At 68.8% G+C, this 19,888-nt stretch carries 22 protein-coding genes; 14 read left to right on the top strand and 8 right to left on the bottom strand.

Annotation, left to right across the window (positions count from 1 at the left end; all coding sequences use genetic code 11):
- Nucleotides 1-162 precede the first annotated feature (162 nt).
- From DDF67_RS08665 to DDF67_RS08655, 3 genes are all read right to left on the bottom strand, one after another.
- Nucleotides 163-759, bottom strand: coding sequence for a CC0125/CC1285 family lipoprotein (locus DDF67_RS08665; protein WP_109100483.1), 597 nt, complete (start codon nt 757-759; stop codon nt 163-165).
- A 103-nt stretch (nt 760-862) separates the two neighbouring features.
- Nucleotides 863-1,504 carry a LysE family translocator gene (locus DDF67_RS08660; RefSeq protein ID WP_109100482.1) on the bottom strand — a complete coding sequence of 214 codons (642 nt, stop codon included), beginning with the start codon at nt 1,502-1,504 and terminating at the stop codon, nt 863-865.
- A 61-nt stretch (nt 1,505-1,565) separates the two neighbouring features.
- Nucleotides 1,566-1,970: an MAPEG family protein gene (locus DDF67_RS08655; RefSeq protein ID WP_109100481.1), complete on the bottom strand. Its 405-nt coding sequence runs from the start codon at nt 1,968-1,970 to the stop codon at nt 1,566-1,568.
- 182 nt (nt 1,971-2,152) lie between these two features.
- Here DDF67_RS08655 and DDF67_RS08650 point away from each other — a divergent pair, with 182 nt between their 5' ends.
- Nucleotides 2,153-2,353, top strand: a complete 201-nt coding sequence (locus DDF67_RS08650) for a KTSC domain-containing protein (protein WP_058347756.1) — start codon at nt 2,153-2,155, stop codon at nt 2,351-2,353.
- Nucleotides 2,354-2,436: 83 nt separating this feature from the next.
- Here the strand turns inward: DDF67_RS08650 and DDF67_RS08645 are convergent, their stop codons facing one another.
- From DDF67_RS08645 to DDF67_RS08630, 4 genes are all read right to left on the bottom strand, one after another.
- The gene (locus tag DDF67_RS08645) at nt 2,437-4,290 is read right to left on the bottom strand and encodes a flotillin domain-containing protein (protein WP_109100480.1); all 1,854 of its coding nucleotides are present in this window, start codon (nt 4,288-4,290) and stop codon (nt 2,437-2,439) included.
- A 65-nt stretch (nt 4,291-4,355) separates the two neighbouring features.
- Entirely contained in the window at nt 4,356-4,955 is a 600-nt protein-coding gene (locus DDF67_RS08640) for a YqiJ family protein (RefSeq protein WP_109100479.1), read from the bottom strand.
- Nucleotides 4,956-4,959: 4 nt separating this feature from the next.
- Nucleotides 4,960-5,535: a PspA/IM30 family protein gene (locus tag DDF67_RS08635; protein WP_109100478.1), complete on the bottom strand. Its 576-nt coding sequence runs from the start codon at nt 5,533-5,535 to the stop codon at nt 4,960-4,962.
- A 10-nt stretch (nt 5,536-5,545) separates the two neighbouring features.
- Entirely contained in the window at nt 5,546-6,031 is a 486-nt protein-coding gene (locus DDF67_RS08630) for a hypothetical protein (protein ID WP_233247581.1), read from the bottom strand.
- Nucleotides 6,032-6,415: 384 nt separating this feature from the next.
- Here DDF67_RS08630 and DDF67_RS08625 point away from each other — a divergent pair, with 384 nt between their 5' ends.
- From DDF67_RS08625 to DDF67_RS25720, 8 genes are all read left to right on the top strand, one after another.
- The gene (locus DDF67_RS08625) at nt 6,416-8,824 is read left to right on the top strand and encodes a TonB-dependent siderophore receptor (RefSeq protein WP_109100476.1); all 2,409 of its coding nucleotides are present in this window, start codon (nt 6,416-6,418) and stop codon (nt 8,822-8,824) included.
- Between the two features lie 66 nt (nt 8,825-8,890).
- Complete coding sequence (locus DDF67_RS08620) at nt 8,891-10,186, top strand: MFS transporter (RefSeq protein WP_109100475.1); 1,296 nt, start codon at nt 8,891-8,893, stop codon at nt 10,184-10,186.
- A gap of 15 nt (nt 10,187-10,201) precedes the next feature.
- On the top strand, nt 10,202-11,266 hold the full coding sequence (locus DDF67_RS08615; protein WP_109100516.1) for an LLM class flavin-dependent oxidoreductase: 1,065 nt from the start codon (nt 10,202-10,204) through the stop codon (nt 11,264-11,266).
- Nucleotides 11,263-11,895 (top strand): cysteine hydrolase family protein, encoded by a 633-nt coding sequence (locus DDF67_RS08610; RefSeq protein WP_109100474.1) that lies wholly within the window; start codon nt 11,263-11,265, stop codon nt 11,893-11,895. The genes DDF67_RS08615 and DDF67_RS08610 overlap by 4 nt, the downstream gene beginning before the upstream one ends.
- Complete coding sequence (locus tag DDF67_RS08605; RefSeq protein WP_109100473.1) at nt 11,895-13,292, top strand: zinc-binding metallopeptidase family protein; 1,398 nt, start codon at nt 11,895-11,897, stop codon at nt 13,290-13,292. The genes DDF67_RS08610 and DDF67_RS08605 overlap by 1 nt, the downstream gene beginning before the upstream one ends.
- On the top strand, nt 13,292-13,786 hold the full coding sequence (locus DDF67_RS08600; RefSeq protein ID WP_109100472.1) for a flavin reductase family protein: 495 nt from the start codon (nt 13,292-13,294) through the stop codon (nt 13,784-13,786). The genes DDF67_RS08605 and DDF67_RS08600 overlap by 1 nt, the downstream gene beginning before the upstream one ends.
- An 11-nt stretch (nt 13,787-13,797) precedes the next feature.
- Entirely contained in the window at nt 13,798-14,610 is an 813-nt protein-coding gene (locus DDF67_RS08595; RefSeq protein WP_109100471.1) for a TauD/TfdA dioxygenase family protein, read from the top strand.
- A gap of 185 nt (nt 14,611-14,795) precedes the next feature.
- Nucleotides 14,796-14,948 carry a hypothetical protein gene (locus DDF67_RS25720; RefSeq protein ID WP_165260644.1) on the top strand — a complete coding sequence of 51 codons (153 nt, stop codon included), beginning with the start codon at nt 14,796-14,798 and terminating at the stop codon, nt 14,946-14,948.
- A gap of 3 nt (nt 14,949-14,951) precedes the next feature.
- Here DDF67_RS25720 and DDF67_RS08590 read toward each other — a convergent pair whose 3' ends face one another.
- Nucleotides 14,952-15,680, bottom strand: a complete 729-nt coding sequence (locus DDF67_RS08590; protein WP_109100515.1) for an enoyl-CoA hydratase/isomerase family protein — start codon at nt 15,678-15,680, stop codon at nt 14,952-14,954.
- Nucleotides 15,681-15,979: 299 nt separating this feature from the next.
- Here DDF67_RS08590 and ccrA point away from each other — a divergent pair, with 299 nt between their 5' ends.
- The 5 genes from ccrA (at nt 15,980) to DDF67_RS08565 (ending at nt 19,870) form a co-directional block, all read left to right on the top strand.
- Nucleotides 15,980-17,260, top strand: coding sequence for a crotonyl-CoA carboxylase/reductase (gene ccrA, locus DDF67_RS08585; protein WP_109100470.1), 1,281 nt, complete (start codon nt 15,980-15,982; stop codon nt 17,258-17,260).
- A gap of 99 nt (nt 17,261-17,359) precedes the next feature.
- The gene (locus DDF67_RS08580; RefSeq protein WP_109100469.1) at nt 17,360-17,599 is read left to right on the top strand and encodes a DUF2188 domain-containing protein; all 240 of its coding nucleotides are present in this window, start codon (nt 17,360-17,362) and stop codon (nt 17,597-17,599) included.
- A gap of 94 nt (nt 17,600-17,693) precedes the next feature.
- On the top strand, nt 17,694-19,160 hold the full coding sequence (locus tag DDF67_RS08575) for a M20 family peptidase (protein ID WP_109100468.1): 1,467 nt from the start codon (nt 17,694-17,696) through the stop codon (nt 19,158-19,160).
- 42 nt (nt 19,161-19,202) lie between these two features.
- A complete protein-coding gene (locus DDF67_RS08570; RefSeq protein WP_408608599.1) occupies nt 19,203-19,616 on the top strand; it encodes a putative toxin-antitoxin system toxin component, PIN family in 414 nt (137 codons plus the stop codon).
- On the top strand, nt 19,613-19,870 hold the full coding sequence (locus DDF67_RS08565; protein WP_109100466.1) for a pilus assembly protein HicB: 258 nt from the start codon (nt 19,613-19,615) through the stop codon (nt 19,868-19,870). Before DDF67_RS08570 ends, DDF67_RS08565 begins: the two co-directional genes overlap by 4 nt.
- Nucleotides 19,871-19,888 lie beyond the last annotated feature (18 nt).

Here is a 19,888-nt window from a genome sequence, read left to right as displayed (position 1 = left end):
TGCTCCCCCTGAAGGGGGAGCTGTCGCGGAGCGACCGAGGGGGAAGTTCCAGCGGCGCGTCAGTAGCCGCTTCCCCCTCCGGCCCTTCGGGCCACCTCCCCCTTCAGGGGGAGGATCTGGAAAGCAAAAGGCCCTCTCCAGCGGAGAGGGCCTTTGTCGTTTCTACTGACCCGGCGCCGGGCGCTGGATGGTCGGTTCGAGGTTCTTGATGATCTCGCGGGCGTCGTAGGCGCGCGGATCGCCCGAGGGCTTGGCGCCCTTGTGCAGGACGATCTCGGTGCTGGCCTCGAACTTCTCGATCGTGCGGACCTCGGCCCGATTGGCGAAGAAGGGGTCGCCCCAGAACGGGTCCCAGGCGCGCCAGCCGCCGTAGCGGGGGCCGTAATAGCGCCAGGACGGACGCCAGTAGCCGTACGGATAGCCGTAGCCGAAGCCCGGCCGCATGAACGGATCCTCGTCGATCACCGTGCGGGCCGTTCGGTCGGTGCGGCGATCGGCCGTCTCGAACCAGTCGTAGCCCTGCTCGACGGTCACCTCGGCGGCGCGGTAAAGCAGGTAGCGCTCGACGGTCTCGCGGCTGGTCAGGCTGTTGCCCGCGAAGCCGACCCGGTAGCGGTCGCCTTCGAGGCGCATTTCGGTGAAGCCGCCCGAGGCCCTCTGGCCCGGAACGGCCGGCTGGTAGGGGGTGGCGGTGGCGCAGGCGCTCAGCGCGGCGGCCACCGCCGCGAGCGCGAGCCATTTGGCCTTCTTGATGGGCATGACGCGTTCCTCTGGGACGACACTATACTCCCGTACCACAATGCATGGCTGAGCTTTGCGGTTTCGCCAAGGCGAACACGTTGCCGCGATGTAAAAAGAGATGTCAGCCGCGTGCGACGATCAGGCCGGCGGCGGTGATCAACAGAATCCCCACCAGTATGCCGAAGCCCTTGCGGAAGGCCGGCTCGTTCATCCGCGAGGCCAGGGCCGCTCCGCCAAGGCCGTAGGCGCTCATGCTGACGAGGTCCATGCCGATGGTGGCGGCCGCGAACATGACGAGCTGTGGGACCAGCGGCCGCTGCACGTCGATGAACGGCGGCAGCACCGCGCCGAAGAACAGCAGGATCTTGGGGTTGGCGATCTGCACGGTGAAGCCGTCGCGGAAGGCCGAGCGGCTGGACGACATCCGCACCCCGGCCAGGGCCGCGCCCTCGGCGCCTGCGGGCTTCAGCGCGCCGCGGATCGACTTGATCCCCAGCCAGACCAGATAGGCGGCGCCGGCCAGGGCCAGGACGTGGAAAGCGGCCGGGAAGGCGGCGATCAGGGCGCCCAGGCCCAGGGCCGCGAACACAAACCACACCAGGCTGGCGGTGTTCATCCCCACCACGCCCAGCAAGGCCGCGCCCTTGCCCTTCTCCATGCCGGTGGCGATGGCGAACAGGTTGGCCGGGCCAGGGGTGATGGCCATGACGAACATGGCCGCCAGGAAGGCGCTGTAGCGGGCGGGATCGACGGGCAAAACCATGGCCGGGGCTATAGGCCTTCGCAGACCTTCCCTCAATTTCCTTCCGACCGAACGAGGCTCGTCACAGCCCCACCGTCACGGCCACCCAGATCGCCCGGCCCAGGGCGCCCAGGAGCAGGACGAAGGTCGCCAGGGCCTGGATGCCGAAGCCGGCGAAGCGCTTCTTGGCGTCGGCGCTGTAGCCGAGGGCGTAGATGATCCGTCCGATGATCCACACCACGCCGACGGCGGCGGCGAACAGGTCGTTCCAGTAGATCGCGAACAGCCACAGCGATGGCAGGAAGATCACCAGCCATTCCAGGGTGTTGGCCTGCACGCGGATGGCGCGTTCCAGGTCCGGGTGGCCGGTCATGGCCGGGGCGTCGATCCTGGTGCGCCGGCGGGCGCCGCCTACTCGCAGCGTCATCCAGACATAGCAGAGCAGGGCGACCAGGGTGACGATGGCGACCAGGGCGTGGGTTTGCATGGGCTGGGCGGTCCTCCCCGGACCTTTGATGCGGCGCAAGGACGGCCGCGCGCGGGAAGCTTAAGCCTATTCACGCACGAAGCTCAAAGCCGTGACGCCGGTGGTCGGAACCGCCAGCCCCGCCCACGCGCTTTCAGCTTCGTAGACCTCGTCCGAACCCTTTCCGAAGAAAGGTCTCGCACATGCTCGTGGACTCCACCGCGATCCGAGCGATCGATTACGAACCCGAACACGGCAAGCTCATCGTCACCTTCATAGACGGCGACGAGTACGTCTATGTCGGCGTGCCCGAGCGGGTGACGGCCGCCTTCACGCGCTCGCGCTCGAAGGGACGGTTCTTCCAGCGGATGATCCGCGACCGCTATCCGTACAACCGGATCTGAGGCGCTTGCCGGCAGAGGGCAGGAAAAAGCCGCCGCCCCTTTTGCGGGCGACGGCTTCAGATGGTCCGCGGTGAGGAGAAGGCCTACGCCTCCTCGTCGCCTTCCTCTTCTTCCTCGGCCGCCACCGGGGCCGCGATCGCGGCCGGCTTGACCTTCCTGGCGCGGCGCGGGGCCGGAACGTCTTCGACCATGCTCGCGGCGGGAGCCGCGTCGGCCAGCGGGGCGGTGAGGCCCGGCAGGGTCGCGCCGTTCAGGCCCACCTCGGCCATCAGCTGGTCGAGCAGGGGCGCCTGGGCCCGATAGCGCAGGGCGCCGCTGACCACCTGGTCGGCCAGGCTGCCGCCGCCCGAACCGCCGGCGCCGGAGTCGTTGGCCGCGGCCCCGCCGGTCGCGCCGTTCAGGCCGTCGACCTGGACGATACGGATCGAGTCGATCGATTCCAGGGGCTTCACGGACTCGGCGATGATGCGGTCGAGGTTCTCGATCAGCTTGATGCGGATGGCCATGGCCACCTGGTCGGCCGACAGCAGGTTGGCGGCCTTGTTGAGGGCCTCCTGACCCGAGGCGTCGACGTCGTAGCGCACGCGGGCGGCCTCGGCGGCCAGGCGCACGGCTTCGGCCGTCGCTTCGGCCTCGATGCGGGTCTTGTCGGCCGCGCCCTTGGCTTCCTCGCGCAGGGCCTCGGCCCGGTCTGAGGCGGCGGTCTTTTCGGCCTCGGCCGCCACCTTGACGGCGATGGCCTCGCGCTCGGCTTCCTTGGTGGCCTCGATCAGCTCGATGATCTTCTGGCGGTCGGCGGCCTCGCGTTCGCGGACGGTCTTGACCTGCTCCTCGGCGGCGACCGCGAGGGCCAGGGCCTTGTCGGCGTCGGCCTGGGCCTCGGACTGGGCGCGCGACTTCTCGGCCACGGCGATGGCGCGGTCCTGCTCCGACAGCTCGATGGCCTTGGCCTTCTCGATGGTCTGGGTCTCGACGGCGCGTTCCTTGGCGATCTCGCGCTCGCCCAGCTCCTGCTCCATGGCGATGCGCTGCTGGGCGACCATGCGGTCAGCCGAGATCTTGGCCTGCTCGATCTGCTGCTCGCTGGCGATCTTGGCCTGCTCGGCTTCCTGCGTCTTCTCGGCCTGCTGGCGAGCGACCTCGGCGGCCTGCTCGGCGCGGCGGGTGGCCAGCTCGCGCTCCTGCTCGAGCTTGGCGTACTCCTCGTCGCGGGTGATCTGCAGGGTCTGGCGCTGTGCCTCCAGGTTCTTGGTGCGGATCTGCACCTGGGTGTCCTGCTCGATGTCGTTGCGCAGCTTCTTGCGCAGCTCGATCTCCTCGGTCAGGCGCGTCAGGCCCTCGGCGTCGAAGGCGTTCGAGGGGTTGAAGTATTCCATGGCGGTCTGGTCGAGGCCGGTCAGCGACACGGTCTCCAGCTCCAGGCCGTTCTTCAGCAGGTCTTCGGACGAGACCTGCTGCACCTTCTGGACGAAGTGGGTGCGCTGTTCGTGCAGCTCGGTCATGGTCAGTTCGGCGGCCACCGAGCGCAGGGCGTCGACGAACTTGCCCTCGACCAGCTCCTTCAGCTGCTCGGGATGCATGGTGCGCTGGCCCAGCGTCTGGGCGGCGCTGGCGATGGCTTCGGAGCTGGGCTGCACCCGCACGTAGAACTCGGCCAGCACGTCGACGCGCATGCGGTCCTTGGTGATCAGGGCCTGCTCGTTGTTGCGCGACACGGCCAGGCGCAGGGTGTTCATGTTGACGGGGATCGTCTCGTGGAACACCGGCAGGATCAGCGCGCCGCCGTTCATGACCACCTTCTCGCCGCCGAAGCCGGTGCGGACGAAGGACGTCTCCTTGGAGGCGCGCTTGTAGAGGCGGGCCAGAAGCAGGCCCAGGATGATGAGGCCGACGAGGCTTACGCCGGCGATGAGAGCGATCTCGATCAGGGCAGGCATGCGGAATTACCCCCGAAGTTTGGGAAAGCGGAAAAGGAAGAACAGCAGGAAGGCGAAGGCGGGCGTCACAGCAGGGCCTCGCTCTCGTTGCGGATGGCCAGGAACCGGGCGCCGGCGTTGCGTATGATGATGACGCTGGTCCCCTGCTCGAAGACCTCGCCGTCGTCGTCGGGCTCGACCATCACGTAGTGGGTCTGGCCATGGGCGTCGCGCACCCGGGCCTGGGCGGGCGAGCCGACCCTGGCGGCGCCGGTGACCACCACGGCCACGCGGCCGACCAGGGTCTCGCGCGAGACGGCGGTGGTCTCGTCGCCCGGCAGGATGCGGGCCAAAAGGCCGCTGAGCACGCGGGTGAAGGGCAGGGCCACGGCGGCGGCCAGCGGCCCGGCGATCCAGATCGGGGCCGGGTGGCGGAAGACGCCGGCGATCAGCTGCTGCAGCACCAGGCCCGTCACCCCGAAGGCGAACAGGAAGATCACGATCACCATCAGCAGCGGCAGGCGGCCGACGTTCAGCCAGCCCAGCAGCGAGGGATGGTCGACGTCGAGCCCGTCATGGCCCAGGGCGCCGCCCAGGCCGGCGGCCTCGACCGCGCCGATCAGCAGCATCAGCAGCAGGGCGGCCAGGAACAGCGTGTTGCCGTCGGCCGAGAGGAACCCCCACATCGGCTCAGTCCCCCGAACGGCCGGCGCGGAGGGCGGCCAGGCGCTCCTCCACGCGATGGCCGCGGGCCAGGCGCTCCAGCTCCGACAGCTTGGCCCCGCGCGCCAGCTCGGCGTCGGTGGGCGGCTGCGGGGCCTTGGCGCGGGCCGCTGTCAGGTCGGTCAGGTCCTCGGCCATCTCGCGGCGGGTGGCCTGCAGGGCGGCCAGGTAGCCTTCCAGCTCGGCCTGGCGCTGGGCGGCGTCGGCGACGGCGGTCTCCAGCACCGGGATCTGGGCCTCGATGTCCAGTTGATGTTCTAGGGCGGCGCGGATCAGGTCTTCGCGGTCCTGGGAAAGGGCCAGATCGATCTGGGCCGACAGGTCGTCGTGGCGGCTGGACTGCTCGGTCAGGCGCTTGGCGGCCAGGTGGCGGGCGGCGATGGCGCGGCCGAGCTCGGCGCGCACCTCGTCGATCGCCTGGTCGACCTCGCGCAGGGCCTGCTGGCCCAACGCGTCGGGCATCACCTCTTCCAGGGCGTCGATCAGGGCATGGGCCCCGCCGCTGACGATGCGTCCCACTCGGGCGCGCAGGGAATCTGCCATCGGGTCCTCGTCAGGCGGCTGACGGCCGGTCGGCCGTGGCGGTGATCAGGCGGGTCAGCTCGCCCAGGGCGGCGACGCGGCGGGAGACGATCGTGGGATCGTAAGCGGGGGCGCTGGGGGTGACGCCCCAGCGCAGCATCTGTTCGGTCAGGCGGGCGGCGCAGTCGACGAGGCGGGCTTCGTGCCGGGCCAGGGCCTGTGGATCCGCGCTCGCCAGCTCGGCCGGGGCGGCCAGCAGAACGGCCAGCATCTCCTCGACGGCGCTGGTCAGCGCCAGGGCGACGGTGGAGTGGCGGTCGGACGCCAGTTCGGCCGTGCGCAGGGCCTTCAGGGCCGGAGCCGCGATATCGTGGGCGGCGGCCAGGGCGGCCTCCCAGCCGGCGGGGGCCTCGGCCCGGCGGCGGGCCTGGCGGATCAGGCCGCGCACCTTGTCGCTGGCCGTGATCGCCCCCTCCAGTTCGAGACCGGCGAGAAAAAGCGCGTCCTCTTCAGACAACCTGACGCTCAGGGGTGTGTTAAGCGCGACCATGAGTGGCAATGTGGGGCGTTGTAATACGTTTGTAAACAGCTGCGCCTTTCAGCTGGAGATTACATCTTTGTCATCTGATCGCCGCGATCGCCGGACTGCCCGGCGGCGAAGCCCAGGTGGCACGGCGCTTGAGTCGCGGTCTCGTTCGCTCTGGATCAAGTTCCTTGGTCCCCCAGTGGGCGAAAGGCGCGCAAGCGGGGGCAAATCATGGGCGTCTCGAACATTTTGAGTGAAATTACAGATGCCGGCCCGGACGTCGGGAACGGGGCGAGGCGATGGTTTCTCCAAGAGGCGTCGCACTGGGGATAACCGCCGAGGGCGGGAGTGCGGCGGTCTTGAACGAGGACCGTCATGTCGAACCAAGGAATGCTGCTCGCGGGCTGTTCCGCCGCCGTTCTGCTCGCCCTGGCCGGCGGCGCCCACGCGGCCGAGCCGGATCCCGTCGCGACCGCGCCGGACGCCGTCGACGAGATCGTGGTCCGGGCCCGCGACAAGGCCGGCCTGATCGAGAAGGAACCCAACAACACCGTCTTCGGCCTCGACAAGCCGCTGATCGAGACGCCGCGCTCGGCCAGCTTCGTCTCCGACCTGACGCTGCAGCGCTATGGCATCGAGACCATCGACGGCCTGACGGCGGTGTCGCCGGGGACCTACACCGCCAGCTTCTACGGCGTGCCCGGCGCCCTCAACATCCGCGGCACCCTGGCCGAGAACTACTTCCGCGGCTTCAAGCGCATCGAGAACCGCGGCACCTACGCCACCCCGATCGGCGCCGCCGACCAGATCCAGATCGTGCGCGGCCCGCCCACCCCGATCTACGGCTCGGGCAAGGTGGGGGGCATGCTCAACTTCATCCCCAAGTCCGGCAAGGGCGAGGGCGGCTATCTGTCGGAGACGCAAGGCGAGGTCACGGCAACCTTCGGCAGCTACAACCGCAAGAACGCCACCGCTCAGGTCGGCCTGCCGGTGAACCTCGGCGACGTGGTCGGCGGCGTGCATGTCTATGGCGAGGTCGAGGACAGCCATAGCTACTATCGCGGCGTCTATCCGCGCCGTCAGACCCTGCAGGTCTCGTCCGACTTCGACCTGGGCAACGGCTGGAGCACCGCCGTCGGCGGCATGCTGTACCGCTCCAAGGGCGACGTGCAGACCCCAGGCTGGAACCGCCTGACCCAGGACCTGATCGACAACGGGACCTACATCACCGGCCGCGATACGAGCCTGGTGGACGCCGACGGCAACGGCCGCCTGACGCCCAGCGAGATCGGCTTCTATCCGTACGCCAGCGCCATGTACCTGGCCTATTACGGCTTCCCCGACAGCGACGCCAAGCACACGCTGGATACCGGCGTGGGCACGACCAAGCTGTCGCCGCGCACGGTCTACATCTCGGGCGCGGACTTCTCGAAAACCGAGACCAACACCCTCTATTTCGACGTCGCCAAGGAGCTGTCGCCGGACAGCTCGATCAAGCTGCAGCTGTTCTACGACGCCCTGGAGAACAAGCGCTTCGTCTCCTACGGCTACCCGGCCTGGTTCGACAGCGACGTCTGGGAAGCCCGTCTGACCTGGAACTTCGCCAACGAAATCCTTGACGGCGCGGTGAAGGCCAAGTCGTTCGTCGGCGCCTCGTACCGCAGCTTCGACGGCCGCCGGCGCGAGAGCTACAACAGCGGCCTGATCGCGCTGGATCGCCGCGATATCGCCTTCGGCGCCACCGCCACCGACCTGATCGGCAGCCCCTTCAACCCGGGCGACGGCGTGGCGTGGGAAAACGACAACCGCTCGGAATGGACGCAGGCCGGCCTCTTCTTCACGACCGACATCATGGTCGGCGAGTCGCTGAACCTGATGCTGGGCGGCCGCTACGACGACTACGACGTCACGTCGGAAGACACCGGCTTCCTTTCTTACACCGTGGCCGGCGTGCAGAAGGCCTCGAAGGGCAAGGGGACCTATACCGCCAGCGCCACCTACAAGGCCCCGTTCGGCCTGATGCCCTACATCACCTACGCCAAGGCCAGCGCCCTGGAGATGAGCCAGGCCGGCGACATCGCCCCGGGCCTGGTGGCCGACGCCGGCGAAGCCTGGCTGTCGGACGGCGACCTGGCCGAGGCCGGGGTCAAGTTCCAGTGGCTGCAAGGCACGCTCGTCGGTTCGCTGGCCGGCTATCGCCAGAACCGCACCCAGCTGACCGGCATCACCCAGACCCCGACCGGCACCCGCGCCAAGGGCGTCGAACTGGAGGTCCGCTGGCTGGCCAGCGAGCACTTCAGCTTCACCTTCTCGGGCAACACCCAGCACACCACGGTCAAGGGTCCCGACACCTCCTTCCAGTACGTGCCGGTGCACACCGTCGGCGTCTCGGGGGTCAACGGCTTTGGCGGTTCCTACGTGGTGTGGAGCTTCGACAGCGTCCGTCCGGGCGACTACGACTACACCCTGATCCCGAAATCGGTGGTCAGCCTCTACGGCGCCTACACCTCCAACGCCTATGCCTGGGGCAAGGTCGCCGCGACGCTGGGCGTAACCCGGGTGACCAAGACCTCGGGCACCGTGCCGGGCGCGGTGGTCTATCCGGACTACGCCGTGGCCAGCGGCTCGGTCGCCTACGAGTACGGGCCGTACACCGCCACGCTCAACGTCGATAACCTTTTCGACAAGCTCTACTTCACGCCGGTGGGCGACACCTACGCCAACCTGGCGGCCCTGCCGTCCAAGGGCCGCGAGTGGCGCGTGACCCTGGCCCGGAAGTTCTAGTTCCCCTGCGGCGCGCTCGCTGCACGGGCGCGCCGCTCCTTGTCCTGTTTTCCAAGGAGCCCTGCCATGTCGACCTCCCCCTGGCGTCCCTGGCTGATCCTGTCGGTCTTCGCCCTGCTGCTGTTCCTGATCACCGCCTCGACCTTCTCGTCGCTGGGCGTGGTGCTGCCGGCGATGATCAAGGAGCAGGGGTGGGGCTTTGGCCCGGCCTTCCTGGGCTTCACCCTGCTGGGCGCCTTCTGCGGCGGCTCGTCGTGGCTGCCGGCCCTGCTGATCCGCAAGTTCGGCGTGCGGCTGACCATCGTCGCCGGCTCGGCGGTGATGGTGGCGGGCTTTGCGTGCCTGGCCGCGACGCCGGGCCTGGCGGTCTACCTGGTCGGTACGGCCCTGCTGGGCGTCGGCTACCAGATGATGGCCCTGATCCCCGGCACCCACGTGCTTGGCATGCTGTTCAAGAAGCGCGCCCTGCCGTTCGGCATCTATTTCACCATCGGCTCGCTGGGCGGGGTCGTCGGACCCTGGATGGCGCTGTCGGGCATGGAGATCGCCAGCGGCGCCTGGCGGCCCTACTGGTGGATGCAGGCGGCCGCCTCGCTGGTCGTGGGCCTGATCTGCACGGCCCTGGTGGGCGACAAGGCCTGGCTGGCCGCCGCCGCCGCCCAGACCGACAAGGCCGTGGCCGAGGAGATCGAGAACGCTCCGGCGACCAGCAAGGTCTATCGCACCGCCGTCGACTGGACGGTGAAAGAGGCCGTCCGCACCGCGCAGTTCTGGGTGATCCTGGCGGCCTATTTCGCCCACCTGCTGGGCGGGGTCACCGCCGTCAGCCTGGCCCCCAGCCACTTCGGCGAGCTGGGCGTGCCGGCCACGGTGGCCATCGCCGCGATCAGCCTGGAGTCGCTGATGCAGGTGGCCGCCCGGGCCGGCGGAGGCCTGGTCGGCGACCGCATCGACCCGCGCTGGCTGCTGGCGGGCGCGCAGGGCGTCATGGCCGTCGGCCTGCTGGCCCTGACCCACGCCACCAGCTGGCCGGTGATGATGGTGTTCGCCGTCGGGGTGGGGATCGGCTTTGGCCTGACCGTGCTGGCCGTCAGCATCCTGCTGCTCAACTACTATGGCCGGAAGAACAATCTCGAGCTCTTCTCGATGGTCTGCCTGGTCGGCGCCGTCTCGGCCCTGGGGCCGGTGATCGGCGGCCTGATGCGCGACCAGCTCGGCGGCTTCGCCCCCACCTTCCAGCTCTTCGCCGCGGTGATCGGCCTGATCTTCGTCGCCGCCCTGTTCATGCGCCCGCCGCGCAAGGCCGCCACGGCCGAGCCCGTCGGCGAGCCCGTTCCCACCCTTCTGCAAGACGCCGCGTAACCAAGGATGTCCGCCATGTTCCACAGCCCTTCCAAGCACAAGGACTTCGGGGTGTTCCTGCCGGTGGCCAACGGCGGCTGGATCATCTCCAAGACCACGCCCGTCCTCGACGGCCTGTATCAGACCAACAAGGCCGCCGCGGTGAAGGCCGACGAGGTCGGCATGGACTTCGTCATGTCGATGGGCAAGTTCCGCGGCTTCGGCGGCGAGACCGACCACTGGGGCACGGCCCTGGAGTCCGTGACGATGATGGCCGGCATCGCCGAGGCCACCAGGAACGTCCGCATCTGGGCCACCATCCACCCGCTGCTGCAGAACCCGGCCGTGGCCGCCAAGATGATCGCCACCCTGGACCACATCAGCGGCGGGCGCGCCGGCCTCAACATCGTCGCCGGCGCCTATCGCGGCGAGTTCGCCCAGATGGGGGCCTGGGACGACGCCCTGACGCACGATGACCGCTACGTCCTGACCGAGGAATGGACCAGGATCGTCAAGCGGCTGTGGAGCGAGGACAGCGTCGATTTCGACGGCAGGTTCTTCACGATGAAGGACTGCCAGTCCAAGCCCAAGCCGCTCAGCAAGCCGCGCCCCGAGCTGATCTGCGCGGGCATGAGCGACCGGGGCTTCCAGTTCTCGGTGCGCCAGGCCGACGTCTGCTTCATCGGCGGCCGCACGCCCGAAGAACGCCGCGACGCCAGCCGCCGGGCCAAGATCGCCGCCGAGGGCATGGGCAAGACCATCAAGACCTACGCCATGTGCACCGTCGTCCACGCCGAGAGCGACGCGGGGGCGCAGGCGCTGGTCGAACGCTACAAGGGCGGGGCCGACATGGGCGCGATCCTGGCCATGCTGGAGAGCTGGGGCGTGCCGGCCGAGAAGCTGTCGACCGTGGCCGCCCAGCAGGGCGCGTTCATGACCCACACCGTGGTCGGCTCGCCCGCCACCTGCGCCGAGCAGGTGCAGGCCTTCGTGACCGACTGCGAACTGGACGGGCTGATGCTGATCTTCCCCGACTATGTGGAAGGGCTCTCCATGTTCGGCTCGGAGATCCTGCCGGGCCTGCGCTCGGTGTTCTCGTGAGCGCGCTGCCGGCCTGGATCGCGCCAGGCCGAACGTCGCTGGCGGTGATCGACATCCAGGTCGATTTCGCCTCGCCGGACGGCCTGCTGGGCCAGTACGGCGTCGATATGGGCATGGCGGCGCCGGCCGTGGACGCGGCCGGCCGTCTGGTCGAGGCGGCGCGCGCGGCGGGCGTGCCCGTCGTCTTCGTCGGCCTGTTCACCGCAGCCGAAACCGACAGCCCGGCCTGGAACGAGCGCATGCGCCGGCGCGGCGGCGATCCCGATAGCGAAGCGGCCCTGTGCCGCGTCGGCCAGCCGGGCAGCGCCTTCTACGGACCCCAGCCCGCCGACGGCGAACTGGTGGTGGCCAAGACCCGCTACAGCGCCTTCGTCGGCACGGATCTCGACGCCCGCCTGAAGGCCATGGGCGTGGATACGCTTGTGGTCTGCGGCCTGACCACCGAGTGCTGCGTGGCGGCCACCGCCGCCGACGCTTTCGATCTCGACTACCACGTCTTCGTCGCCGCCGACGCCTGCGCGGCCTACGAGCCCGACCTGCACGAGGTGGCTCTGAAGACGATGGGGCTCAACACCGCGATCCTCACCGACAGCGTCGAGGTCGCCAAAGCCTGGAAGGAGGCCGCGTGATGGCCGACGGTTTCGCCAACCTCGCGGGCGTCGCCGCCCCCTACGTCGTCACCGAAGCCGACCGCGCCGCCATCGCCGCCGCCATCAGCGAGAGCGAGATCGTCGAGCTGGCCCTGACCCTGGGCAACATCCCCGCGCCCTCGGGCAAGGAACTTGAGGCGGCAAACTACGTCTACGACTGGATGGCGCGCGAAGGTTTCTCGCCGCGCAAGGTGGGGGCCACGCCCGAGCGGCCCAATGTCATCGGCACGCACGGCGGCAAGGGTCCAAACACCATTGGGGGGAAGAACCTGCTCTTCACCGCCCACCTCGACACCGAGGCGCCGACCTGGAACCCGGACCTGGACGCCTACAAGTACAGCCCCGCCACCCTGGCCAATCCCGAGTGGGAGAAGTGCTGGCTGGAGGACGGCAAGCTCTACGGCTATCCGATCGCCAACGACCGCGGGCCGATGGCCTGCTTCCTGATCGCCGCCAAGGCCCTGAAGGCGGCCGGCTACGAGCTGGCCGGCAAGATGTACCTGACCGCTTGTCCCGGCGAGATCGGCCCCGAGCCGATCGAGGAGCATCGCGGCGTCGCCTACATGGGCAAGGATATCGGCGCCCACTACCTGTTCCACCACGGGGGCGTGGCTCCCGACTACGCCATCGCCGCCGAGGGCTGCGATTTTGGCCTCACCTGGGTGGGCTGCGGCTATGCGGTGTTTCGGATCACGGTCTGGGGCGAGGGGGTGTTCACCCCGCTGCTCAGCCATCCGGCCAGCGCCGACCAGCACCCCAACCCGATCTACAGGCTGGGCAGGCTGACCCAGGCGATCCACGCCTGGAGCGGCCAGTGGGAGAAGGCCAGCCTCTATGAGAGTCCCGGCGGCGTCGCCCAGCCCAAGTCGCAGCTGGCATCGGTGCGCGGCGGCATTCCCTATGCCTTCGGGGCGGGGACCGAGCGGGTGAACCTGTATCTGGAGGTGGGCCTCAACCCCCGCCAGCGGGTGGCCGACATCCAGCATTCGCTCGAAGCCATGGTCCGCGAGACGGGCATGACCGGCATCGAGATCGAGCCGGTGGTCGTGCGCCACGGCTTCGAGGCCGATGCGGCCGAGGTGGCGCCGCTGGTCGGGGCCGTCGACGTCGCCACCCAGCTGTCGCTGGGCCACCCGGTGGCCCGCGCGGCCAGCGTCTATTCCAGCATGTGGCGCGACCACAACGTCTTCAACATGCACCGCATCCCGGCCATCACCACGGGCTTTTCCCGCTGGCGGCCGACGCCGAAGGACCTGGTGGACAGCGCTCTGGTCTACGCCCTGACGGCCCTGGCCGTCTGCGGCCGGGCCGAGACGACGGGCGCCGGGAACCGCACGCCGCCGGTCTATGGCGACAACCCGTTCGGGGGCGAGTGATGGGCGCGGCCCAGGCCCGGGAGGTTCCCGACGTCGCCCTGTTCCGCAAGGCCATGGGCGGCTTCGCGGCCGGCGTGACGGTGGTGACCACCGCGCTGGACGGCCGGCTCAGCGGCACGACGGTCAGCGCGTTCTCGTCGCTGTCGATGGACCCGCCGCTGGTGCTGGCCTGCCTCAAGCGCGGCAGCCGCACCCTGGCCGCCGTGCAGGAGGCCGGCGTGTTCTGCGTCAACATCCTGGCCGCCGACCAGGGCGAGCTGGCCTACGCCTTCGCCAGGTCCGGCTGCGACGAGCGCTTCGCCCTGGCCGCCCTGGAGCCCGGCGCCACCGCCGCCCCGGTGCTGTCCGGCTGCGTTGCGGTGGTCGAATGCGACCTGCACGCCGCCCACGACGGCGGCGACCACGAGATCCTCGTCGGCCGGGTCGTTTCCGTCCGCATCGACGAGTCCAAGCCGCCGCTCGTCTACGTGCGCGGCCAGTTCCTGAACACCTGAGAGAAGTCCCGATGGCGTACGACGTTCTGGAAGTGAAGCCGATGACCCGCCGGATCGGCGCCGAGGTGTTCGGCGTCGACCTGGGCCAGCCGCTGTCGAACCGGCAGTTCGAGGAGTTGCACCAGGCCCTGACCCAGTACCAGGTGCTGTTCTTCCGTGACCAGCAGATGACCCACGACGCCCACAAGGCGCTGGGCCGCAAGTTCGGGCCGCTGGCCATCCATTCGGGCGTGCCGGGCTTGGCCGAGCATCCCGAGGTCGTGGCCATCCACGCCGACGAGAATTCGAAGTTCGTGGCCGGCGAGAGCTGGCACTCCGACCTGACCTGCGATCCCGAGCCGCCGCTGGGCAGCATACTGCACATGCCGATCGTGCCCGACGACGGCGGCGACACCGTCTTCGCCAGCATGTACGCGGCCTACGACACCCTGTCGGACCGGATGAAGGCTTATCTGGAGGGCCTGACCGCCGTCCACGACGCCAACCCGATCTACAAGGCGCTCTTTCCCGATATCGACCGCACCTATAACCGCACGGCTCATCCGGTGGTGCGCACCCACCCGGTCAGCGGCAGGAAGAGCCTGTTCGTCAATCCGTCCTACACCACCCATATCGTCGGCCTGCCCAAGGCCGAGAGCGCGGCGATCCTTTCCTATCTCTATCACCACGCCGGCAATCCGGACTTCCAGGTGCGCTTTCGCTGGCGGAAGAATTCTGTGGCCTTCTGGGACAACCGCTGCACCTGGCACCAGGCGATCTGGGACTATTTCCCCGACGTTCGCTCGGGCTTCCGCGTGACGATCGCGGGCGACCGGCCGGTTTGAGTGAAAGATGCTCCCCCTGAAGGGGGAGCTGTCGGCAAAGCCGACTGAGGGGGAAGTATCAGCGGCGCGTCAGCAGCCGCTTCCCCCTCCGGCCCTCGGGGCCACTTCCCCTTAAAGGGGGAGGATCTTGTTGACCCGGCCGATCGTCTCGTCGTTGATGCGCGCCTGGGTTTCAGGGGCTTGCGATGACGAAAAAGGGCGGTGTGGGCTTTGTCCTGGGCGTGTGCGGCGGGATCATCTTCGGCGCGCTGATCGACAACATGGCCATCGGCCTGATCCTGGGCTTCGCGGTCGGCTTCGGCCTGATCAAGCTGGGCGGCAAGAAGGCCTCGGAATAGACCCTACTTCCTGCGGAAATCGGCCGTGCGCTTGCCCATGAAGGCGGCGATGGCCTCCTTGTGGTCGCCGCTGGCGATCAGGGCCGGCAGCTCTTCCTCCACATAGGCCTTGCCGTCGATCACCCGCTTGGTCGCCTCCACCGCCAGCGGGGCGCGTGAGGAGACCGCCTCGGCCAGGCGCATGGCCTCGCGCAGCAGGGTGGCGGGGGTATGGACCGCCGTGACGATGCCGTCGAACAGCGCCCGGGCGGCGTCGAACTGGGCGCCGGTCAGCAGGTGGGCCTTGGCGCGCGAGACGCCGATCAGCCGCGGCAGGCGCGTGGCCGAGGCGACGAGGCCGATATTAACCCCCGAGGCGGCGAACACCGCCCGGTCGCTGGCCAGGCGAATGTCGCAGGCCAGCGCCAGTTCCAGCCCGCCGCCGAAGCACCAGCCGTCGATGGCGGCGATGGTCGGCACCCGCAGGGCCTCCACCCAGTCCATCAGCCGGTTGAAGTCCTCAACGGCCGCCAGGGCGCCCTCGCCGCGCACGGCCGCCTCGCGCAGGTCGTCGCCCGCGCAGAACACCGCGCCCCGGCCGGTCAGCACCACGGCGCGCACGTCGTCGTCGGTGGCGATCTCGTCCAGCGCTTTGACCATCTGGGCCCGCAGCGGCAGGCTCAGCGCATTGGCCGGCGGGGCGTCCAGTTCCAGCAGGATGATCGAGCCCGTCGGGCGCGAGACGTGAAGCATCGGCGTGATCGTCGGCGTCATGGACGCAACCTCGCCCGGCGCGCCGCGAATGGGAAGCGTGCAACCTGCGGGATTGCAGGTCGTTTCATTCGCAACCATGTTGCGTCGCACAAGGATTCTGCTTGCCAGATCGGAAGCCTTGTCTCAGCCTCGCCCATACCAGCCTGCCGAGCGTGGCCGGAGAACACGATAAGAACGACGGGCCGGCGGCGCATTTTTCTCACGCGCCGAACCGTACCGCGGAGCGCAAACAGCCAGTCCGGCGTTCATGTTGCAGCGCCGAAGAGCCGGGGAGTGAGATGACGACCGCGACCCTCGAGACGGCCGGCCCGGCCGTGAAGGACCTGTACGAGATCGGCGAGATCCCGCCGCCGTTCCATGTGCCCAAGTCGATGTACGCCTGGACGATCCGCAAGGAGCGGCACGGCGCGCCGTCCAGCGCCATGCAAGTCGAAGTGGTTCCCACCTGGGAGATCGGCGAGGACGAGGTGCTGGTCCTCGTGATGGCCGCCGGCGTCAACTACAACGGCATCTGGGCCGCGCTCGGCGAGCCGATCAGCCCGCTGGACGGCCACAAGCATCCCTTCCACATCGCCGGTTCCGACGCCTCCGGCATCGTCTGGGCGGTGGGCGCCAAGGTGAAGCGCTGGAAGCTGGGCGACGAGGTCGTCATCCACTGCAATCAGGACGACGGCGACGACGAGGAGTGCAACGGCGGCGACCCGATGTACTCGTCCAGCCAGCGCATCTGGGGTTACGAGACGCCCGACGGCAGCTTCGCCCAGTTCGCCCGCGTGCAGTCGCGCCAGCTGATGCCGCGCCCCCGTCACCTGACCTGGGAAGAGGCGGCCTGCTACACTCTCACCCTCGCCACCGCCTACCGCATGCTGTTCGGCCACAAGCCGCATGAGCTGAAGCCCGGCCAGAACGTGCTGGTCTGGGGCGCTTCCGGGGGCCTCGGCGTCTTCGCCGTGCAGCTGGCGGCCGTGGCGGGAGCCAACGCCATCGGCGTCGTCAGCGACGACGACAAGCGCGAGTTCGTGCTGTCGATGGGCGCCAAGGCGGTGCTGAACCGCAAGGAGTTCGACTGCTGGGGCCAACTGCCCAAAGTCAACGGCCCCGAGTTCGCCGACTACATGAAGGAGAGCCGCAAGTTCGGCAAAGCCATCTGGCAGATCACGGGCAACAAGGACGTCGACCTGGTGTTCGAGCACCCGGGGGAGTCGACCTTTCCGGTCAGCGTGTTCGTGGTCAAGCGCGGCGGCATGGTCGCCATCTGCGCGGGCACCAGCGGCTTCAACCTGACCATGGACGCGCGCTTCCTGTGGATGCGCCAGAAGCGCGTGCAGGGGTCCCACTTCGCCAACCTGATGCAGGCCAGCGCCGCCAACCAGCTGGTCATCGACCGCCGCGTGGACCCCTGCCTGTCGGAAGTGTTCCCCTGGGACCAGATCCCCGCCGCCCACGAGAAGATGCTGGCCAACCAGCACCTGCCCGGAAACATGGGCGTTCTGGTCTGCGCCCAGCGGCCGGGCCTTCGCACCTTCGAGGAGGTGCTGGAGCTGAGCGGGCAGGGGTGACGATTGGGGGCGCGGACACAAAAAGCCGCCTCCCCGTCAAAGACGCCGGCCCGGAACCAGGCCCTTATCCCTTCAGTTTCGAGACCGAAGGAGTTCTCCATGACCGACATCACCTACACCATCGTCGAGCACGACGGCGGCTGGGCCTACAAGCTGGGCGCCGTGTTCTCCGAGACGTTCCCGACCCACGACGCCGCCCTGGCCGCGGCCAAGCGCGTGGCCGGCGAGCAGAAGGTGGCGGGCGATACGGTCGGCATCACCTACGAGGACGACCGCGGCCAGTGGCGCGAGGAACTGTCCGACGGCCACGACCGCCCGACCACGCACGTGAAGGGCTGAGGACTATTTCGATACGTCACGTATCGAAATAGGTCTTGGCAACCGCCCCACCCCGTCGCACAGTCGGTGTCCTGGACATCGGCGGAGGGGCGTCATGGGGTGGAAGAGCAAGGTTGCGCTGGGATCGGTCGGCGTGCTGGCGGTGCTGGCCGGTGTGGTCGTGGTGCGCACCGCGACCTTCAGGGCGCCGGCCCAGCCAGGACAGGTCCCGCTGGCGGCCGCCCGGCCCTTCGATGCGGCCAGGGCCGCCGAGCATCTGGGACAGGCGATCCGCTTCCAGACGGTCAGCCACCAGGACGCCGCTCAGAACGATCTTTCCCAATGGGACGCCCTGCACGCCTGGCTGCAGGCGACCTATCCCGCCGCCCACAAGGCCATGACACGCGAGGTCGTGGGCGGCCACGCCCTGATCTACACCTGGACGGGGTCGGACCCTTCGCTGCCGCCGCTGGTGCTGATGGCCCACCAGGACGTGGTGCCGGTGACGTCCGGCACCGAGAAGGACTGGAAGCATCCCCCGTTCGGCGGGGTGATCGCCGAGGGCGCGGTCTGGGGCCGGGGCGCGATCGATGACAAGGGCTCGCTGATCGGCCTGTTCGAGGCGGTCGAGGGCCTGGCGGCCGGCGGCTTCGTCCCCAAGCGCACCGTGATCATCGCCAGCGGCCATGACGAGGAGGTCGGCGGAGCCGGCGCCCGGGCCGTGGCCGCGACGCTGAAGGCGCGCGGAGTCAAGGCCTGGTTCGTGCTCGACGAGGGCATGGTGGTGGTCGAGAACCATCCGGTGACCAAGGGCCCGGCGGCGATCATCGCCACCGCCGAGAAGGGCTACGCCACGCTGAAGGTCACCGCGCCCGCTGCCGGCGGCCACTCCTCGACCCCGCCCGAGCAGACCGGCGTCACCACCCTGTCCAAGGCCGTGCTGGCCATCGCCGGCAAGCCGTTCCCGATGAAGTTCGAGGGGCCGGGCGCCCAGATGCTGCAGGCTCTGGCGCCCGAGGCCTCGCCGACCCTGAAGATGGCGGCGGCCAACACCTGGCTGTTCTCGCCGCTGCTGATCAAGGAAACGGCCAGGAGCCCGGCGGGCGCGGCCATGCTGCACACGACGATCGCGCCGACCATGCTGAAGGGATCTCCAAAGGAGAACGTCCTGCCGCAGGACGCCACGGCCTGGATCAACTACCGCATCGCGCCGGGCGACACCTCGGCCGACGTGCTGGCCCGGGCCAAGGCGGCGACGGGCGACCTGCCGGTGACCTTCGCCTGGGACCGTCCGCCCAACGAGCCCTCGGCCGTGTCTTCGACCACCTCTGACGCCTGGAAGACCCTGGCCGCCCTGGCCGGCGACGAAAGCAGCGCCCCCGTCGCCCCCGGCCTGATGATCGCCGCCAGCGACAGCCGCTTCATGTCGCCGATCGCCGACGACATCTACCGCTTCCAGCCGATCCGGCTGTCGATGGACGGCACAAAGATGATCCACGGCACCAACGAGCACATGACCCTGGCCAACCTGGAAGAGATGGTGCGGTTCTACCAGCGCCTGGTGGAGACGGCGGGGCGGTAGGTTTTCTCCCGTCCATGTGATATCCTATGAGATATGCATCGAGTGGTGCTCGACACGTCCGTCCTCGTCGCCGCCTTGCGTAGCCGCTTGGGCGCCAGCAACGCACTGTTGCGGCATGTGGCGATGGAAAGGGTGAAGCCGCTGGTCTCGCCGGCGCTGTTTCTCGAGTACGAGGATGTGCTCAAGCGCCCCGAGCAGGTAGCTGCTCACGGCTTTGATCTCGATGCCGTGGATGGCTTCCTGGCTGCTTTCGCCAGCGCTGCGCAGGCGGTGGAATGTCATTTCCGTTGGCGGCCCCAACTGCGCGATCCGGGTGACGAAATGGTGCTTGAGGCGGCGGTCAATGGCTACGCCGATGCGCTCGTGACCCATAACGTTAGGGACTTCGCGGCGGCGAAGGCGTTTTCCCTGCGTGTCATGACGCCTGGCGAATTTCTGAAGGAGTTGGAAGGATGACCAAGGCCGCCTATCCACTGAAGTTGCCCCGGTCTGTGAAAACGGCCGCCGAGCGTCTCGCCAAGGCCGACGGCGTGTCCCTCAACCAATGGATCGCGGTAGCCGTCGCGGAAAAAATCGGTGTCGTGGAGACTGCCGCAAATTTTCTCTCTCGGCGCGCCGGGCAGTCGAAGCCGGCGGATTTGATCGATTTCCTGGACCGTGCGCCTGACGCGGCGCCAATGGAGGGCGACGCGCTGAACAGGGCGTCGTAAGAACCCTCGCTCTCCCTC

Origin of the sequence: Caulobacter endophyticus (assembly GCF_003116815.1) — a bacterium.
GTDB lineage: Bacteria > Pseudomonadota > Alphaproteobacteria > Caulobacterales > Caulobacteraceae > Caulobacter > Caulobacter endophyticus.
The sequence above is the reverse complement of the archived record's forward strand: the minus strand, read 5'-3'. Positions and strand labels throughout refer to the sequence as shown.

What these genes read in the sequence shown, in the direction of transcription:
- DDF67_RS08665 (WP_109100483.1), bottom strand. Translation starts at nt 759, where the DNA reads ATGCCCATCAAGAAGGCCAAATGGCTCGCGCTCGCGGCGGTGGCCGCC.
- DDF67_RS08660 (WP_109100482.1), bottom strand. Translation starts at nt 1,504, where the DNA reads ATGGTTTTGCCCGTCGATCCCGCCCGCTACAGCGCCTTCCTGGCGGCC.
- DDF67_RS08655 (WP_109100481.1), bottom strand. Translation starts at nt 1,970, where the DNA reads ATGCAAACCCACGCCCTGGTCGCCATCGTCACCCTGGTCGCCCTGCTC.
- DDF67_RS08650 (WP_058347756.1), top strand. Translation starts at nt 2,153, where the DNA reads ATGCTCGTGGACTCCACCGCGATCCGAGCGATCGATTACGAACCCGAA.
- DDF67_RS08645 (WP_109100480.1), bottom strand. Translation starts at nt 4,290, where the DNA reads ATGCCTGCCCTGATCGAGATCGCTCTCATCGCCGGCGTAAGCCTCGTC.
- DDF67_RS08640 (WP_109100479.1), bottom strand. Translation starts at nt 4,955, where the DNA reads ATGTGGGGGTTCCTCTCGGCCGACGGCAACACGCTGTTCCTGGCCGCC.
- DDF67_RS08635 (WP_109100478.1), bottom strand. Translation starts at nt 5,535, where the DNA reads ATGGCAGATTCCCTGCGCGCCCGAGTGGGACGCATCGTCAGCGGCGGG.
- DDF67_RS08625 (WP_109100476.1), top strand. Translation starts at nt 6,416, where the DNA reads ATGTCGAACCAAGGAATGCTGCTCGCGGGCTGTTCCGCCGCCGTTCTG.
- DDF67_RS08620 (WP_109100475.1), top strand. Translation starts at nt 8,891, where the DNA reads ATGTCGACCTCCCCCTGGCGTCCCTGGCTGATCCTGTCGGTCTTCGCC.
- DDF67_RS08615 (WP_109100516.1), top strand. Translation starts at nt 10,202, where the DNA reads ATGTTCCACAGCCCTTCCAAGCACAAGGACTTCGGGGTGTTCCTGCCG.
- DDF67_RS08605 (WP_109100473.1), top strand. Translation starts at nt 11,895, where the DNA reads ATGGCCGACGGTTTCGCCAACCTCGCGGGCGTCGCCGCCCCCTACGTC.
- DDF67_RS08600 (WP_109100472.1), top strand. Translation starts at nt 13,292, where the DNA reads ATGGGCGCGGCCCAGGCCCGGGAGGTTCCCGACGTCGCCCTGTTCCGC.
- DDF67_RS08595 (WP_109100471.1), top strand. Translation starts at nt 13,798, where the DNA reads ATGGCGTACGACGTTCTGGAAGTGAAGCCGATGACCCGCCGGATCGGC.
- DDF67_RS25720 (WP_165260644.1), top strand. Translation starts at nt 14,796, where the DNA reads ATGACGAAAAAGGGCGGTGTGGGCTTTGTCCTGGGCGTGTGCGGCGGG.
- DDF67_RS08590 (WP_109100515.1), bottom strand. Translation starts at nt 15,680, where the DNA reads ATGCTTCACGTCTCGCGCCCGACGGGCTCGATCATCCTGCTGGAACTG.
- ccrA (WP_109100470.1), top strand. Translation starts at nt 15,980, where the DNA reads ATGACGACCGCGACCCTCGAGACGGCCGGCCCGGCCGTGAAGGACCTG.
- DDF67_RS08580 (WP_109100469.1), top strand. Translation starts at nt 17,360, where the DNA reads ATGACCGACATCACCTACACCATCGTCGAGCACGACGGCGGCTGGGCC.
- DDF67_RS08575 (WP_109100468.1), top strand. Translation starts at nt 17,694, where the DNA reads ATGGGGTGGAAGAGCAAGGTTGCGCTGGGATCGGTCGGCGTGCTGGCG.
- DDF67_RS08565 (WP_109100466.1), top strand. Translation starts at nt 19,613, where the DNA reads ATGACCAAGGCCGCCTATCCACTGAAGTTGCCCCGGTCTGTGAAAACG.